This is a genomic window from Pseudomonas fluorescens (assembly GCF_002022275.1).
In the GTDB taxonomy this organism is placed as follows: domain Bacteria; phylum Pseudomonadota; class Gammaproteobacteria; order Pseudomonadales; family Pseudomonadaceae; genus Aquipseudomonas; species Aquipseudomonas fluorescens_AJ.
The window spans coordinates 260,263-275,439 of sequence record NZ_MSDF01000052.1; the positions used below are offsets into that span (position 1 = coordinate 260,263).

17 protein-coding genes are annotated in these 15,177 nt (G+C 60.8%); 12 read left to right on the forward strand and 5 right to left on the reverse strand.

The window, feature by feature from the left end; genetic code table 11:
- Position 1 precedes the first annotated feature (1 nt).
- The 3 genes from modC to BFW87_RS26255 all read left to right on the forward strand — a co-directional run bounded on the left by modC (position 2) and on the right by BFW87_RS26255 (position 3,968).
- Positions 2–1,081: a molybdenum ABC transporter ATP-binding protein gene (modC, locus tag BFW87_RS26245; protein WP_078742607.1), complete on the forward strand. Its 1,080-nt coding sequence runs from the start codon at positions 2–4 to the stop codon at positions 1,079–1,081.
- Positions 1,082–1,159: 78 nt separating this feature from the next.
- Entirely contained in the window at positions 1,160–2,209 is a 1,050-nt protein-coding gene (locus tag BFW87_RS26250) for a DNA topoisomerase IB (RefSeq protein WP_078742608.1), read from the forward strand.
- 124 nt (positions 2,210–2,333) lie between these two features.
- A complete protein-coding gene (locus tag BFW87_RS26255; RefSeq protein ID WP_078742609.1) occupies positions 2,334–3,968 on the forward strand; it encodes an ABC-F family ATP-binding cassette domain-containing protein in 1,635 nt (544 codons plus the stop codon).
- Between the two features lie 139 nt (positions 3,969–4,107).
- On the opposite strand, the gene BFW87_RS26260 is transcribed toward BFW87_RS26255, so the two are convergent.
- The 4 genes from BFW87_RS26260 to BFW87_RS26275 all read right to left on the reverse strand — a co-directional run bounded on the left by BFW87_RS26260 (position 4,108) and on the right by BFW87_RS26275 (position 5,923).
- Positions 4,108–4,461, reverse strand: coding sequence for a hypothetical protein (locus BFW87_RS26260; protein WP_078742610.1), 354 nt, complete (start codon positions 4,459–4,461; stop codon positions 4,108–4,110).
- A gap of 172 nt (positions 4,462–4,633) precedes the next feature.
- Complete coding sequence (locus tag BFW87_RS26265; protein WP_078742611.1) at positions 4,634–4,945, reverse strand: AzlD domain-containing protein; 312 nt, start codon at positions 4,943–4,945, stop codon at positions 4,634–4,636.
- Entirely contained in the window at positions 4,942–5,637 is a 696-nt protein-coding gene (locus BFW87_RS26270; protein WP_078742612.1) for an AzlC family ABC transporter permease, read from the reverse strand. Before BFW87_RS26270 ends, BFW87_RS26265 begins: the two co-directional genes overlap by 4 nt.
- A 70-nt stretch (positions 5,638–5,707) precedes the next feature.
- Positions 5,708–5,923, reverse strand: a complete 216-nt coding sequence (locus tag BFW87_RS26275; protein ID WP_078742613.1) for a hypothetical protein — start codon at positions 5,921–5,923, stop codon at positions 5,708–5,710.
- 177 nt (positions 5,924–6,100) lie between these two features.
- On the opposite strand from BFW87_RS26275, the gene BFW87_RS26280 reads away from it, so the two are divergent.
- The 9 genes from BFW87_RS26280 to BFW87_RS26320 all read left to right on the forward strand — a co-directional run bounded on the left by BFW87_RS26280 (position 6,101) and on the right by BFW87_RS26320 (position 14,419).
- A complete protein-coding gene (locus BFW87_RS26280; protein ID WP_078742614.1) occupies positions 6,101–6,457 on the forward strand; it encodes a metalloregulator ArsR/SmtB family transcription factor in 357 nt (118 codons plus the stop codon).
- A gap of 19 nt (positions 6,458–6,476) precedes the next feature.
- On the forward strand, positions 6,477–7,760 hold the full coding sequence (locus tag BFW87_RS26285) for an arsenic transporter (protein WP_078742615.1): 1,284 nt from the start codon (positions 6,477–6,479) through the stop codon (positions 7,758–7,760).
- Between the two features lie 12 nt (positions 7,761–7,772).
- On the forward strand, positions 7,773–8,243 hold the full coding sequence (locus BFW87_RS26290) for an arsenate reductase ArsC (RefSeq protein WP_078742616.1): 471 nt from the start codon (positions 7,773–7,775) through the stop codon (positions 8,241–8,243).
- 10 nt (positions 8,244–8,253) lie between these two features.
- Complete coding sequence (gene arsH, locus BFW87_RS26295; RefSeq protein WP_176159834.1) at positions 8,254–8,943, forward strand: arsenical resistance protein ArsH; 690 nt, start codon at positions 8,254–8,256, stop codon at positions 8,941–8,943.
- 48 nt (positions 8,944–8,991) lie between these two features.
- Complete coding sequence (locus BFW87_RS26300; RefSeq protein ID WP_078742618.1) at positions 8,992–9,603, forward strand: LysE family transporter; 612 nt, start codon at positions 8,992–8,994, stop codon at positions 9,601–9,603.
- Between the two features lie 319 nt (positions 9,604–9,922).
- Positions 9,923–10,216, forward strand: a complete 294-nt coding sequence (locus tag BFW87_RS26305; protein ID WP_078742619.1) for a hypothetical protein — start codon at positions 9,923–9,925, stop codon at positions 10,214–10,216.
- A gap of 235 nt (positions 10,217–10,451) precedes the next feature.
- Entirely contained in the window at positions 10,452–13,166 is a 2,715-nt protein-coding gene (gene mgtA / locus BFW87_RS26310; protein WP_078742620.1) for a magnesium-translocating P-type ATPase, read from the forward strand.
- A gap of 65 nt (positions 13,167–13,231) precedes the next feature.
- Complete coding sequence (locus BFW87_RS26315) at positions 13,232–13,579, forward strand: DUF2493 domain-containing protein (RefSeq protein ID WP_078742621.1); 348 nt, start codon at positions 13,232–13,234, stop codon at positions 13,577–13,579.
- 18 nt (positions 13,580–13,597) lie between these two features.
- Complete coding sequence (locus BFW87_RS26320) at positions 13,598–14,419, forward strand: hypothetical protein (protein WP_078742622.1); 822 nt, start codon at positions 13,598–13,600, stop codon at positions 14,417–14,419.
- Here BFW87_RS26320 and BFW87_RS26325 read toward each other — a convergent pair.
- Positions 14,416–15,108, reverse strand: a complete 693-nt coding sequence (locus tag BFW87_RS26325; RefSeq protein WP_078742623.1) for a tellurite resistance TerB family protein — start codon at positions 15,106–15,108, stop codon at positions 14,416–14,418. The genes BFW87_RS26320 and BFW87_RS26325 overlap by 4 nt on opposite strands.
- Positions 15,109–15,177 lie beyond the last annotated feature (69 nt).

The following is a 15,177-nucleotide window of genomic DNA, read 5'->3' on the forward strand; positions in this document are numbered from 1 at the left end:
GATGATTGATGTACGCCTGCAGCTGAATTATTCCGGCTTTGCGCTGGATGTGGACCTGCATTTACCCGGCCGGGGTGTGACCGCGTTGTACGGGCATTCCGGCTCCGGCAAGACCACTTGCCTGCGGTGCATTGCAGGGCTGGAACAGGCCAAAGACGGGTTTATCCAGATCAACGATGACGTCTGGCAGGACAGCCGCAACGGGCTGTTTGTGCCGCCGCATAAACGCGCGTTGGGTTATGTATTTCAGGAAGCGAGCCTGTTTCCCCATTTGTCCGTGCGCGCCAATCTGGAGTTCGGCCTTAAACGCATCCCGCGCCAACAGCGGCGTGTGGACATGGCCCAAGCCACCGAATTGCTCGGCATCGGCCACCTGCTCGAGCGTAACCCGCAGCACTTGTCCGGCGGCGAGCGCCAGCGTATCGGCATTGCCCGCGCATTGCTCACCAGCCCGAAACTGTTGTTGATGGACGAACCGCTGGCCGCCCTCGACAGCAAGCGCAAGGGCGAGATTCTGCCCTACCTTGAGCGCCTGCACGACGAGCTGGATATTCCGGTGCTGTACGTCAGCCATGCCCAGGATGAAGTGGCACGCCTGGCCGATCACATCGTGTTGCTCAGCGACGGCAAAGCTCTGGCCAGCGGGCCGATTGGTGAGACCCTGGCGCGGCTCGATCTGCCCTTGGCGTTGGGCGATGACGCCGGCGTGGTAATCAATGGCACGGTCTGCGCCTACGACGCGCACTATCAACTTCTGACGCTGCAATTGCCGGATTGCCCGTTACAGATCCGCGTGGCGCATGCGCCGCTGGCAGTCGGCAAGCAGCTGCGGGTCAAGGTTCAAGCACGGGATGTAAGCCTCAGCCTGCAGGCCGAGGAACACAGCAGCATCCTCAACCGCTTGCCGGTGACAGTCACCCATGACATTTCAGCGGACAACAACGCCCATGTGCTGGTGCGCCTGGACGCCGGCGGCACGCCGTTACTGGCGCGCATCACGCGGTTCTCCCGCGATCAATTGCAGGTGCACCCCGGCCAGACGTTGTGGGCACAGATCAAGGCGGTGGCCGTACTCGCGTAGAAAACCTTTTGGCACGACCGCAAAGGGCTGCGGTCAATCAGACATACCGGCCTGATTTGTTGCCAAGGAACTTGCACCATGCCTGACTCCGCACCCCTTCCCGACCTGCCCCGCGACCTGCATTACGTTGACGACACCACGCCCGGCATCAGCCGCAAGCTGCTGCGGGGCAAGTTCCAGTACTTCGACCCCAAGGGCACGCGCATCACCGATGCCGACGAAATCCAGCGGCTCAACGCACTGGCCGTGCCACCTGCCTACACCAACGTATGGATCTGCGCCGACCCGCGCGGTCACCTGCAAGCCACCGGCTTTGATGCGCGGGGCCGCAAGCAGTACCGCTATCACGCGCGCTGGCGCGAAGTGCGTGACACCGATAAATACGCGCGCCTGCAAGCGTTCGGCAGTGCCTTGCCCAAGTTACGCAAACAGCTGGAAGCACAGATTGCCGAGCCCGGTTTCACCCGCGATAAAGTCCTGGCCACGGTGGTGATGCTGCTCGACGCAACGCTGATCCGCGTCGGAAATACGCAGTACGCCCGCGATAACAAATCCTACGGACTGACCACCCTGCGCACGCGGCATGTCGACGTCAAAGGCAGTGCGATCAAGTTCCAGTTTCGCGGCAAGAGCGGCGTGGAACATCAAATCACCGTGAAGGACCGGCGCTTGGCCACGGTGGTCAAACGCTGCCTGGAACTGCCGGGGCAGAACCTGTTTCAGTACCTGGACGAAGACGGCGAGCGGCATACCGTCAGCTCCTCGGACGTCAACGCTTACCTGCACAGCCTCACCGGAGCCGACTTCACTGCCAAGGACTACCGCACCTGGGCCGGCACTGCCATGGCATTGGCCGTGTTGCGCGAACTGGAATGGCAACCCGAATCGGACGCCAAACGCCATGTGGTGGCGATGGTCAAGGACGTGGCCAAGCAGCTGGGAAATACCCCGGCGGTGTGCCGCAAGTGCTACATCCACCCGGCGGTGCTCGAACATTTCAGCCTTGGCGAGCTGTCAAAGTTACCCAAGCCGCGCGTGCGCAAAGGCTTGAAAGCCGAAGAGGTCGCGCTGGCAATGTTCCTTGAACAATTGGCCGCCGACTTGCCGAAGAGTGCAAAGGCGAGTTAGCCTTTGCACCCCTTCTGACTTACGGGACGACTGCCGACGTGAACAACTAAGCCTTCCAAAATGTACCTGCGACGAGCCGCCCTGCGCGCTTGTCTGCCTGCTCGACATTTTTTTGGAGGTGCTGATGACTGACGTCAACCGGCTGCCCGTACTCGTTTCCCTGCAACACCTGTGCTTCCAGTTCGCCAACGGCGAAACCCTGCTGGAGGACCTCACCTTTTCGATTGATCACGCGCCCACCGGGATTGTCGGCCGTAACGGGCGCGGCAAAAGTGTGCTGGCAAAATTGATCGCTGGGCACCTGGCGCCGTCTTCCGGCACGCTGAAGTGTTTGGCCCGCGTGGCGTACGTCCCGCAAGTGGTGGCAGTGGCGCCGGGACAAACCGTGGCGGACGTGACCGGCACCGCCGCAGTACTCGCCGCTCTGGAACGCTTGGCAGAGGATGATTTCGAACTGATAGACGATCGCTGGGATGTGGCCGAACGCTTGCGCGCCGCATTCAATGCAGCGGGTTTGCCACATTTGAGCGCGCAAAGCCGGGCCGATCAACTCAGCGGCGGCCAACTGGCAAGGCTCGCGGTGATCGGCGCGCTGCTCGCGGCACCACAGTTGCTGATTCTGGATGAACCGACCAACCACCTCGACGACGCCGGACGCGTGTGGCTGCTGAGCGTGTTGAAGGCGTGGCGCGGGGGCCTGGTGGTGGTCAGTCATGATCGGCAGTTGCTGAATACGATGGAGCGCATTATCGAGCTGTCCCCCCTCGGCGCCCGAGCGTATGGCGGCAACTATGATGCCTATCGCCTTCAACGCGACACCGAACAACACGCTGCGATGGCTGCCCTGGACCACGCGCGCCTGGAGCGCAGCCGCGAGCGTGGGCGGCTGCAAAAAGATCATGACAGCCTGCAACGCGGTGCAGCCCGCGCGCGTAAGCACGCAGAAACCGCCAACGTGTCGCGGTTCACCAAGGCACGCTGGAAAGGCGCCGCCACGGAAATACTCAGCACCGTGCGCAGCGCCCATCATGCGCACAAACAACAACTCGACGCCCGGGTGCGCCACGCCTACGAGCGCGTCACGGAGGAAACGCCGACCCTGTTCGCCTTGCCGGGCTCCACCGTGCCGAACGGGCGGCACGTCATGACCCTGGAGAATGCCCAACTGCCGTGGCTGGACCCGCAGGCACCGTCGACCTGCGTCACGTTCAACCTGATGGGCCCGGTGCGCATTGCGGTACGCGGGCCGAATGGCTGCGGCAAGTCCACGCTGCTCAAATTGCTTGCCGGTCGGTGGCAGGCCGTCAGCGGCAAATGCACCGTGCACGTGCCCGGCGCCTATCTCGATCAGCATTTGGCATTGCTGGATGACAAACGCTCCATCGTCGAACAGCTCAACCTGCTAGACACTCCATTGGCTGAAGCCGAACTGCGTACGCGCCTGGCCTTGCTGCAACTGGATGCGTTGCGCGTGACGCAACCTGCCGGCCATTTGAGTGGTGGTGAACGCTTGAAAGCGGCGATGGCGCTTGCCTTATGGCGCGAAGTGCCGGCGCAACTGCTGTTGCTGGATGAGCCGACCAACCATCTGGACCTGGAGTCCGTGCTGGCGTTTGAGCAGGCATTGCAGGGGTTCAGTGGCGCCGTCGTAGCGGTGTCACACGATGCGGCATTTATGCAATCGATCAAGCCCACGCACAGGCTGGACTGGCACCCGGAAGGCTGGCGCCTGGTGCTGACAGAAGAGTGGGGAGGTTAGAAAAGATGCTCGCTCGAAGATTCGGCCTCGACGTCCGTGTACTGGTAAAGAGCCATCACCTCGAGCGAGCGCAGTGATGATAAGCCAATGCCCGACGGCTGTCCCGCCGGGCTTTTCCGAAATTCACTAAGGCAAAGGATTACAGGCAAGTCGCCAGTGCCGCCTGGCGACGCATGGCCGGCATGCTGTTTTGCGCTGCGTAATACTTCACAGTGGAGCCGGCACCTGCGCTGCGCACGTCGGCGAAATAGTCGCCGCCCGTGGTGTACACCGTGAAGCCACCGGCTTCGAGCGGTTCCTTGAAGCCGCCGGCATCCACACCGAAGACGGCTTCGTCCTGCCAGCCAAACTGGATGCATTGGGCAACCACCAAGGGCGCCTTGTCCGATGCCAGGGTTTTGTAGGGCTGACCGGCGCGCGCCTCTTTCATCTTCGAGCCCGCGCAGCCGGTGAGTGCTGCCAGTACCAATGCACCAATGACAATTTTGCGCATGCCTTCACTTCCTTGAAAAAAACGCGACTGTACCACCGCTCACGCGCGGGCTGATGCATGCATGAACTTTCTTTCACTGTGAAGGCAGAGCCCAACGCCTATAGTTGGCTGGCTCATTTTTAAGAAGTCTCCCTTCGGCCCGCTCTCCCGCGGGTTTTTTTTCGCCCGGGTTTCAAAGCCACCAGCGAAACAGATAGAACAGCGCCATGCTCAGCAGCACGGTGATCAGCACGCTGCGCGTCCAGAACATCAACGCCACCGCGCTGATACCCGCCAGCAGATAAGGGTTGGCCGGGCTCAGGTTGAGTTTGTGATCGGCGAGAAAAATAATCGGCCCGCAGATAGCCGTGAGCATGCCCGGCACTGCAAACCCGAGAAACTCCCGTGCGCCACGGTTCAGGCGCACTGGCAGGCGCGGTTCGATAAACAGGTAACGATTAAGGAATACCACTAGGCCCATGGCCACAATCATGATGTAGATCATCGCTGCCCTACCCCCAACCGTTTGCAGGCATAACCTGCGCTCATGCCCAGCACGCCCGACACCACCACCGCCGATTCCCAGTGCAAGTAACTGAGCCACACCGAGCACAGCAAAGACACCGCAACGCACACCACCGTCGGCACATCGCGCACCACCGGCGTGATCAAGGCAATGAAGGTGGCGGCGATGGAAAACTCCAGCCCCAACTGATCAAGCCCCGGAATGCTTTTGCCGAGCACGATGCCGGCCAGGGTGAACAGGTTCCAGGCGATGTAAAACGTCAGGCCCACGCCCAGCGCATACCAGCGGTTGAAGGTCTCGCGGTCGTAGTGGTTGACCAACGCAAAGAACTCATCGGTCAGCAAAAAGCCCAGGCTCATGCGCCAGCGGGCGTTGAGCGAAGAAAGGGTCGGACGCATATGCATGCCGTACAGCAGATGCTGGGAGGTCAGCAGCAACGTGGTCAGCACAATGGAAATCAGGCTGGCGCCGCTTTTGACCATACCGATGGCCACCAACTGCGCAGCGCCGGCGAATACGATGGCGGATAAGCCCTGGGCTTGCAGCGGGCTGAATTGCGCATCAATGGCCATGGAGCCGGCGAGCAGCCCCCATGGCGCGCAGGCCAGGGATAACGGTATGACGGCGATTGCGCCGCGAGCGAAGGCTTGATAAGGGACGGCAGCAGGCATGAAGAGGGCTCATCGACAGACAGTCGGCAAGCATGCCAGCGTCACACGGGGTTGTCTTGAACGATCGTGCTCAGGCCAGTTTTACCGACACTTGTTCCACCGAGTCACGGGCTTCGCGCAGTTCGTAGGCGTCCTGATTAAGCCGGTGAATGGTATTGAGCAGGCGTTGGCGCAGCACTTCATCGCCAAGCTTTTCAACGGCGCGCATCAGGTCAAACGCCGCGGTTTCGTTATTGTCCGCGACGGAATCGAGGGTCTTGCGCAGGTTGCGAGTGGCACGGGTCACGCGGTTCTTCCTTCTTCAGCAATGGGCAGGCACTTTAGGACATTCGTGTTTCAGTTTAATTTCAGTCACTTGTGGCTGATTTACCGGGTTTTGATCCACATCAATCGAATTCAGGATTTGACCTACATATATGAATATCCGTATATTCGGATTTCCATATGTTTATAGAACGCTGTCATGTCAGAACTCTTTTCCCCGCCCTCCCTGTTCAAATGCCTGGCAGATGCCACCCGCGCACGGCTGACCTTATTGATTCTGCGCGAAGGCGAACTTTGCGTGTGCGAACTGATCCATGCCTTGGACGACAGCCAACCGAAAATTTCCCGCCACCTGGCGCAACTGCGCGGTTGCGGGCTGTTGCTCGATCGTCGTCAGGGGCAATGGATCTATTACCGCATCAATCCGGCACTGCCCGCCTGGGTGACTCAGGTGCTGGACACCACTTTGCAAGCCAACCAGCCATGGTTGCACGACGACGCGCAGCGTCTGGGTGCAATGGGCGACAGACCACAACGGGCCAGCACCTGCTGCTGAGCCACCGGAGCGTTTATTCATGCTTGTCGCAATTGCGATTTTTATCTTCACCATCGTCCTGGTCATCTGGCAGCCCAAGGGCCTCGGCGTAGGCTGGAGCGCAAGCATGGGGGCGGTTCTGGCCCTCGCTTGCGGCGTGATCAGCTTCACCGACATTCCGGTGGTGTGGCACATCATCTGGAACGCTACCGGCACCTTCGTCGCGCTGATCATCATCAGCCTGTTGCTCGATGAAGCCGGTTTTTTTGCGTGGACGGCGCTGCATGTGGCGCGCTGGGGCCGTGGGCGTGGGCGCCGGCTGTTTGCGTACATGGTGCTGCTGGGTGCGCTGGTGTCGGCGTTGTTTGCCAATGACGGTGCGGCGCTGATCCTGACCCCCATCGTGATGTCGATGCTGCTGGCACTGCGTTTCTCTCCAGCGGCCACCCTGGCATTTGTGATGGGCGCCGGGTTTATCGCAGACACGGCAAGCCTGCCACTGGTGGTGTCGAACCTGGTAAACATTGTTTCAGCTGACTATTTCAAGATCGGTTTCAACGAATACGCTGCCGTCATGGTGCCGGTGAACTTCGTCAGCGTCGCTGCAACCCTCGCCGTGCTGCTGTGGTTTTTCCGCCGAGACATTCCCCAGACTTACGACCCCGCCGACCTCGAAGACCCCGCCAGTGCTGTCCACGACCGCGCCACCTTCCGCGCCGGCTGGTGGGTGCTGGGCATTCTGCTGGTCGGCTGTTTTGCCCTGGAACCGCTGGGCATTCCGATCAGCGCGATTTCCGCGGTATGCGCCGTGTTGCTGCTGGTGATCGCCGCCAAAGGCCACAAGATTTCCACACGCAAAGTATTGAAAGAAGCGCCTTGGCAAATCGTGGTGTTTTCCCTGGGCATGTACCTGGTGGTCTACGGCCTGCGCAATGCCGGGCTCACCACCTACCTCGCGACTTGGCTGGACACCTTCGCCACGTTCGGCGTGTGGGGCGCGGCCATGGGTACCGGCGTGTTGACGGCACTGCTGTCGTCGGCAATGAACAACCTGCCGACGGTATTGATCGGCGCGCTGTCCATCGAGTCCAGCCATGCGGTGGGCGTGGTCAAGGACGCGATGATCTACGCCAACGTGATCGGCAGTGACCTCGGCCCGAAAATTACCCCCATCGGCAGCCTGGCGACGTTGCTGTGGCTGCATATCCTGGCGCGCAAAGGCATCACCATTACGTGGGGTTACTACTTCAAGGTCGGCATCGTGCTGACTTTGCCGGTGTTGTTGATCACCCTCGCCGCCCTCGCCCTGCGTCTGAGTATCTGAAGGAGATACGCCATGAAAGTCCTGTTTATGTGCACGGCCAACAGCTGCCGCAGCATCTTGTCCGAGGCGGTGTTCAATCATCTGGCGCCGCCCGGCTTTGAGGCTGTCAGTTCCGGCAGCTTTCCCAAGGGCGTAGTGTTGCCCCGCAGCTTGAGCACGTTGCAGGCAGCCGGAATCAGCACTGAAGGGCTGTACAGCAAAGGCAACGACGCCTTTGAAGGCAGCCCGCCGGACGTGGTGATTACCGTGTGCGACAAGGCCGCCGGCGAAGCGTGCCCGGTGTATTTCGGGCCCGCACTGAAGTCGCACTGGGGGCTTGAAGACCCCTCCGATGTTCAGGGCGACGAGGCAAGCCTTAACGCTGCATTCAACGCCACCCTGGGCATCATTGCTTCGCGCTGCCAAGCTTTTTTCGCCCTGCCCTTTGCCCGCCTCGGCCCTGTCGAACTGAAGGCTGAACTCGACCGCATTGCGCGGTTGTAGCTGGGAGAACCTGATGACCACCCTGCCCAACCTTGACCTGAGCCTTTCACCGCCCGCGCGCACTGATGCGATACACCCGCCGCGCATCCTGCTGCTTTATGGCTCCACCCGGCCGCGCTCATTCAGCCGATTGTTGGTGGAGGAAGCGGCGCGCCTGTTACGCCACTTCGGTGCCGACACACGCATTTTCAACCCGTCGGGGCTGCCACTGCCGGACGACGCACCAGGCGACCATCCCAAGGTCCAGGAACTGTTGGAACTGATGCAGTGGTCCGAAGGCCAGGTCTGGTGCTCGCCGGAGCGTCACGGCTCGATGTCAGCCGTGTTCAAGGCGCAACTCGACTGGGTTCCGCTGGCGCTCGGCGCGGTACGCCCCACTCAGGGCAAAACGTTGGCGGTGATGCAGGTATCCGGCGGTTCGCAATCGTTCAACACGGTCAACCAACTGCGTGTGCTGGGCCGTTGGATGCGCATGTTCACCATCCCCAATCAATCCTCGGTGCCCAAAGCCTTCATGGAGTTCGATGAGCAGGACCGCATGAAGCCCTCGGCGTTGTATGACCGTGTCGTCGATGTGATGGAAGAACTGGTCAAGTTCACCGTCCTGCTGCGCGACCACCCGGAACTGGTCGACCGCTACTCGGAGCGCAAGGAAAGCGCAGAGGCGTTGTCACAACGCGTCAATCAACGGTCGATTTGATGGCCTGAGTCGTCGTATGCTCCTGCCCTTTCTCGAAAGGACGCGGGCATGTTGACGATCTTTTTCTATGCGCTGATCTTTGGTTTTGTGTTTTGCCTGTCCCCCGGGGCGGTGCTGGCAGAGACCTTGCGCCGTGGCTTGCTTCACGGATTTACCCCGGCGCTGCTGGTGCAATTCGGTTCGCTCGTAGGCGACGCCGTGTGGGCAGTCATCGGCCTCACCGGCATCGCCCTGCTGATCCAGCACGACGCGGTGCGTGTCCCCCTGACGATTCTGTGCGCCCTCTACCTGGCCTGGCTGGGCGTGCGCAGCCTGATCGATGCCTGGCAGTTGCCTGAAGCCGACAATGCGCCAGCCGGAACCGGTCAGAATGCGCTGGCAGTCGGCGCCGCCATTTCCCTGGCCAACCCGAAGAACATCGTTTATTGGGGAGCATTGGGCAGCGCCTTGACCGGCATCGTCGGCGCGACACCCAGCCATGGGCAAACCCTGATGTTTTTTGCAGGCTTCATGCTGGCGTCAGTGTTGTCGTGTTTTCTGACCGCGGCACTGGTCAACCTGCTGCGCAAGAACGCATCGCCGTTGTGGCAGCGCATCAGTTATGGCACCTGCGGTGGGGTGTTGTTATATCTCGCTGTTCTGGCGGCTCAAGGGATATGAAGTTATATATCGCGGGCAACTTGTTTATGCGGCTTGTCTGAATAAACTCTGAACACCGGCGATTTTAATTAATCATGCGTTGACATTTTGTAACGGTCTGAGTAGATTGCCCGTGCCCGCAACTGGGGCCTTTTTTAAACCTCACAAAAGAAGCCAATGGACACAGTATCTAGTCGCTGTCCGAGCACCGCGTTTGCGGGCATCGGGCGCCAAACCCAGAATATGACAGGACTCGCCTCCCGGTCCGGTAAGCTGCGCTAGAGCTCGATGCTCCACCGTAACTGCCTCGCCGGTCGCTTGTCCGGTCCCGAGGTGTGTTATGACCTTCCAACTTATTGCTTTGCCTGATATTCGCACGCTAGCCGCAGCCCTGCGCGCCAAGCTGTGCCGCGAGCCCGCAGGCTTTTCACCTGCCCGTTCGCCTTTTGCTGCACCCTCCCTCCAAGTGCGCCCGGCTCCCCCGCTGGCGCACTGGCGTGTCTGCCCCGACAGCGGCCAACTGCTGCAACACTGGGACCACGCCGACCCTCAAGACCCGCAGAGACCGAACGTTTCCATGCTGGCTCAAACCAGCCTGATGTTCGCCTTGTACGTGAACGCCCGGGCTGCGTGAACCCGCTGGAAACAGCAACTTCCTGATCAATACCCTGGAGTTCTTTATGAACAAGTCCAGTAGTAGCCCGCTGCGCGCCAGTTAACTAACGCGCTATTAGCGGGCCCTGTAGAAGTTATGTGAACACCTTATTTAAACCGATCGCGAAGTCCGCGGCTCGGCATGCTTTCGCTCGCCTGTATTCAGGTAAGTACCGGGTATGTTTTGTCGAGAATTGGCGACAGGAGTACAGACAATGAGCGCCGTAAAAAACACGCCACTGCACAAGAAAAATGGCACCGATACCGACACCAAACTGTCGATGCGTGCCGCCCGCGAAGCCCAGAACGGCCTGCAGGCCACCCTCGCCAATGTACGCGCCACCAGCGATGGCCTGACCGAACTCGACGCCTCGGCGCGCCTGGCTCGCGAAGGCTACAACGAAGTGGCCCACGACAAGCCGCCGCACGCCATCGTCCAGTTCCTGCAGGCGCTGAACAACCCCTTCATCTACGTGTTGCTGACCCTGGCCGGCATCAGCTTTGTCACCGACTATTGGTTGCCGCTGCAGGCGGGTGAAGAAGTCGACCTGACCAAGGTCATCATTATCATGACCATGGTCCTGCTCAGCAGCCTGCTGCGCTTCTGGCAGGAGCACTGCTCGGCCAAATCCGCCGAAGCCCTGAAAGCCATGGTGCGCACCACCGCCACGGTGTTGCGCCGTGAGCAAGTCGGCAGCCAGCCGATCCTGCGTGAAGTGCCGATGCGTGAGCTGGTGGCGGGCGATATCGTGCAGCTGTCGGCCGGCGACATGATTCCGGCTGACATTCGCCTGATCGAGTCCCGCGACCTGTTTATCAGCCAGGCGGTGCTGACCGGTGAAGCCTTGCCGGTGGAAAAATACGACACCCTCGGTGACGTGACGCAGAAATCGGCCTCCTCCATGGCCGCCGACCAGGGCAACTTGCTCGACCTGCCAAACATCTGCTTTATGGGCACCAACGTGGTCAGCGGCCGGGCCAAGGCCGTGGTGGTCGCCACCGGGCCGCGCACCTACTTTGGTTCGCTGGCCAAAGCGATTGTCGGCTCGCGGGTGCAAACCGCCTTCGACCGTGGCGTGAACAGCGTCAGCTGGCTGCTGATCCGCTTCATGCTGGTGATGGTGCCGATCGTGTTCCTGCTCAACGGCTTCTCCAAAGGCGATTGGGGCGATGCCTTCCTGTTTGCCTTGGCGGTTGCCGTGGGCCTGACCCCGGAAATGCTGCCGATGATCGTCAGCGCCAACCTGGCCAAAGGCGCAACCGCCATGGCCAAGCGCAAAGTGGTGGTCAAGCGCCTCAACGCGATCCAGAACTTCGGTTCGATGGACGTGCTGTGCACCGACAAGACCGGCACCCTGACCCAGGACAAGATCATCCTGGAGCATCACGTCAACGCCCTCGGCCAACGCGACGACGCGGTGCTGTCCCTGGCTTGGCTGAACAGCTACCACCAGAGCGGCATGAAAAACCTGATGGACCAGGCGATCGTACAGTTCTCGGAACAAAATCCGAAGTTCCAGGTGCCGTTTGCCTACAGCAAGGTCGATGAATTGCCGTTCGACTTTGTGCGCCGTCGCCTGTCGATCGTGGTCAAGGACGCCGCCGGTGACCAACTGCTGGTGTGCAAAGGCGCCGTGGAAGAGATGCTGAGCATTTCCACGCACATGATGGAAGCCGGCGAAGCCGTGCCGCTGGATGATCGCCGTCGTGATGAGTTGCTGGCCCTGGCCAATGACTACAACGAGGACGGCTTCCGTGTGCTGGTGGTTGCCACACGCAATATCCCCAAAGCGCTGGCCCGTCAGCAGTACACCACCGTCGATGAGCGCAACCTGGTAATCCAGGGCTTTCTGACCTTCCTTGATCCTCCGAAGGAAACCGCAGGCCCGGCGATTGCGGCACTGCAACAAATCGGCGTGGCGGTCAAAGTGCTGACGGGCGATAACGCCGTGGTCACCAGCAAGATCTGCCGCCAGGTCGGCCTGGAACCTGGTCAACCGTTGCTGGGCGTGGAAATCGAAGCGATGGACGACGCCACCCTGCTGCGCCGCGTGGAAGAACGCACGGTGTTCGCCAAGCTGACGCCGCTGCAGAAATCCCGCGTGCTCAAGGCCTTGCAAGCCAACGGCCATACGGTGGGTTTCCTCGGCGACGGCATCAATGATGCACCGGCGTTGCGCGACGCTGATGTGGGTATCTCGGTGGACACCGCCACCGATATTGCCAAGGAATCGGCAGACATCATCCTGCTGGAAAAGAGCCTGATGGTGCTCGAAGAAGGCGTGCTCAAGGGCCGCGAAACCTTCGGCAACATCATGAAGTACCTGAACATGACCGCCAGCTCCAACTTCGGCAACGTGTTCTCGGTGCTGGTGGCCAGTGCGTTCATCCCGTTCATGCCGATGCTGGCGATTCACCTGCTGCTGCAAAACCTGATGTACGACATCTCCCAGCTGGCCCTGCCGTGGGACAAGATGGACAAGGAATACCTGGCCAAGCCGCGCAAGTGGGACGCGAAAAACATCGGCCGTTTCATGATCTGGATCGGACCGACCTCGTCGATCTTCGACATCACCACCTTTGCGCTGATGTGGTACGTGTTTTCCGCCAACAGTGTGGAAATGCAGACCCTGTTCCAGTCCGGCTGGTTTATCGAAGGGCTGCTGTCGCAAACCCTGGTGGTGCACATGTTGCGCACCCGCAAGATCCCGTTCTTCCAGAGCACGGCCGCGTGGCCTGTGTTGATGATGACCGCGCTGGTCATCGGGCTGGGCATCTACGTGCCGTTCTCGCCGCTGGGCACCCTGGTGGGTCTGGAGCCGCTGCCGCTGGCGTACTTCCCATGGCTGGTGGGCACCTTGATCAGCTACTGCTGCGTCGCCCAACTGATGAAGACGATCTACATCCGCCGCTTCAAGCAGTGGTACTGATCTCCCCCGCCGTTTAAACGGTGGCAGTCGCCCGACTGCCACCGTGCACTACAAGGATTTGACCCATGCGCGTGTTGATCTGTGCAGGTCGTCATTACGCCGACACCAAAAAGTCCCGCCAAGTGCTGGACGCTTACCACCGCCTGCGCCCGGTGCAGGTTTTGATTCACGGCGGCAACCAGTTCCTCGGCAGCGACATCGAGGAATGGGCACGGGAAATGAGCATCGACGTGGTGCGCTACCCGCCCAACTGGCAACGCCACGGCAAACAGGCAGAACGCCAGCGCAACCATTTCATGCTGGCCGACAGCCGCCCCGATGTGGTCATCGCCCTGCCGGGGGGTGACGACACCTCCGAGCTGGTGTGCCAGGCCACCGCCAACGGCATTTCGGTGCTGACCGTAGAAAGCTGAATTCAAGCGAGGTGCATCATGCACAAAAAACACACCCCAACCCGTCAGGACGGGTTTGCCAAATACCGTGCGCGTCACTACCGCGGCGCGCACAACACCTTGTTGCTGTTGCCACCGGCCAAACGGCGGGCGCTGCAACGTAACCTGATATTTATCGGCGTGACTCTGGGCTTTATTTTGCTCGTCGCCGTGTTTTCCAAGGCCTATGCGGCGGGTGGCGCCTATGTGGTGGATGACGGCGCGGTCAACGATCCGGGCGAATGCAACGTCGACGCCTGGTACACCGCCAATCGGCATCAGGGCAACGTTCATAACGAAACACTCAACCCGGCGTGCACTTTCAGCGCATTGCCTTCGGTGCAATGGAGTGCTGCGCTGTCGCGAGCCAGCAGCGCAGGAAACGCCGAAACCCAGGTCAGCCCGCAAGTGAAGGCGCAGGTGTGGTCCCGGGAAGATTTGGGGCTGCAAATGGCTGTGTCAGGTACCAGCCATTTCGCCCTGGACCGCCAACATGCATTCGACGGCGCGGACTTGAACATTCCGCTGACCTGGCAACCCGTGCAAGCGCTGCGCCTGAACCTCAATGGCGGCTGGACCCACGCTTACAACGGTGGCGAGCAAAACCACCGGCTGACGTGGGGGACCGGTTTCGAGTATCAGGTGATGGACGCACTCACGCTGATCGGTGAGCGCTACGGCCAGGAAGGCGGCGACCAGGCGTGGCAAGCCGGGCCGCGCTTCCATTTGGGCAAATTGATCGACGTGGACGTGGTGGCCGGGCAAAGCCTCAGTGGCGAGCGCAACCGGTGGCTGACCACCGGCGCCACCCTGCGCTTTTAAGCCTTGGCTTGCTGTTCCAGGTGCAGTTGCAGCTGTGGGTCGATTTGCAACTGCCCTGCCAAGTCATCCAGGTAATTGCGTTCGGCATCCTGCTGGTCATCCACCAGCATCACACTGGCCAGGTAGATTTCCGAGGCCAGCGCCGGGTCAGTGGCGTACTCGGCAAAATCCGCGGCATCCAGGGGCTTGGCGACTTCGGCGTCGAGCCACTGCTGTAACTGGGGGTCATCGGTGTGGCGGCCGATCTCCGCGCTGATCATCTGCTGTTCCTGCTCATCAATCCTGCCATCTGCCTTGGCGGCGGCGATCAGTGCGCGCAACACGCCGTGGCTGTGTGCTTCAGCCTCTGGGCCATCGAGTTGATCCACGGTCTGGATCGCTTGTTGCGGCGCGCTGGCCTGTTGGCGTTGCCAGTTCTGATAGGCCTGGAATGCCGCCATCCCCAACGACGCCAAGGCTGCGTAGTTCATACCGCCGGAGCGCCTCTGCGGCGTGCCCGTGGCCGGCGCGCCACCCAGCAAGCCGCCGAGACCACCCAATATCCCGCCCAAACCGCCACCGGCCGCGGCATTGCCGCCACCGGTGCCTTTCAACAAGCCGCCGAGCAGGCCACCGAGGCCGCCACCACCTGTGCCACCGCCTTGCTGCCCGGCGCGCAGTAATTGTTCGAGTAGATCGCTGGTGTTCATGGTGTCACCCTCCTGGGCAGAATATTGGCGTTCAACAACCATAGCCCGCCACCACGGGAACACCATGAC

Bases quoted from the DNA above. Each gene is read 5' to 3' on its own strand.
- modC (WP_078742607.1), top strand. From the start codon at position 2: ATGATTGATGTACGCCTGCAGCTGAATTATTCCGGCTTTGCGCTGGAT.
- BFW87_RS26250 (WP_078742608.1), top strand. From the start codon at position 1,160: ATGCCTGACTCCGCACCCCTTCCCGACCTGCCCCGCGACCTGCATTAC.
- BFW87_RS26255 (WP_078742609.1), top strand. From the start codon at position 2,334: ATGACTGACGTCAACCGGCTGCCCGTACTCGTTTCCCTGCAACACCTG.
- BFW87_RS26260 (WP_078742610.1), bottom strand. From the start codon at position 4,461: ATGCGCAAAATTGTCATTGGTGCATTGGTACTGGCAGCACTCACCGGC.
- BFW87_RS26265 (WP_078742611.1), bottom strand. From the start codon at position 4,945: ATGATCTACATCATGATTGTGGCCATGGGCCTAGTGGTATTCCTTAAT.
- BFW87_RS26270 (WP_078742612.1), bottom strand. From the start codon at position 5,637: ATGCCTGCTGCCGTCCCTTATCAAGCCTTCGCTCGCGGCGCAATCGCC.
- BFW87_RS26280 (WP_078742614.1), top strand. From the start codon at position 6,101: ATGTCAGAACTCTTTTCCCCGCCCTCCCTGTTCAAATGCCTGGCAGAT.
- BFW87_RS26285 (WP_078742615.1), top strand. From the start codon at position 6,477: ATGCTTGTCGCAATTGCGATTTTTATCTTCACCATCGTCCTGGTCATC.
- BFW87_RS26290 (WP_078742616.1), top strand. From the start codon at position 7,773: ATGAAAGTCCTGTTTATGTGCACGGCCAACAGCTGCCGCAGCATCTTG.
- BFW87_RS26300 (WP_078742618.1), top strand. From the start codon at position 8,992: ATGTTGACGATCTTTTTCTATGCGCTGATCTTTGGTTTTGTGTTTTGC.
- BFW87_RS26305 (WP_078742619.1), top strand. From the start codon at position 9,923: ATGACCTTCCAACTTATTGCTTTGCCTGATATTCGCACGCTAGCCGCA.
- mgtA (WP_078742620.1), top strand. From the start codon at position 10,452: ATGAGCGCCGTAAAAAACACGCCACTGCACAAGAAAAATGGCACCGAT.
- BFW87_RS26315 (WP_078742621.1), top strand. From the start codon at position 13,232: ATGCGCGTGTTGATCTGTGCAGGTCGTCATTACGCCGACACCAAAAAG.
- BFW87_RS26320 (WP_078742622.1), top strand. From the start codon at position 13,598: ATGCACAAAAAACACACCCCAACCCGTCAGGACGGGTTTGCCAAATAC.
- BFW87_RS26325 (WP_078742623.1), bottom strand. From the start codon at position 15,108: ATGAACACCAGCGATCTACTCGAACAATTACTGCGCGCCGGGCAGCAA.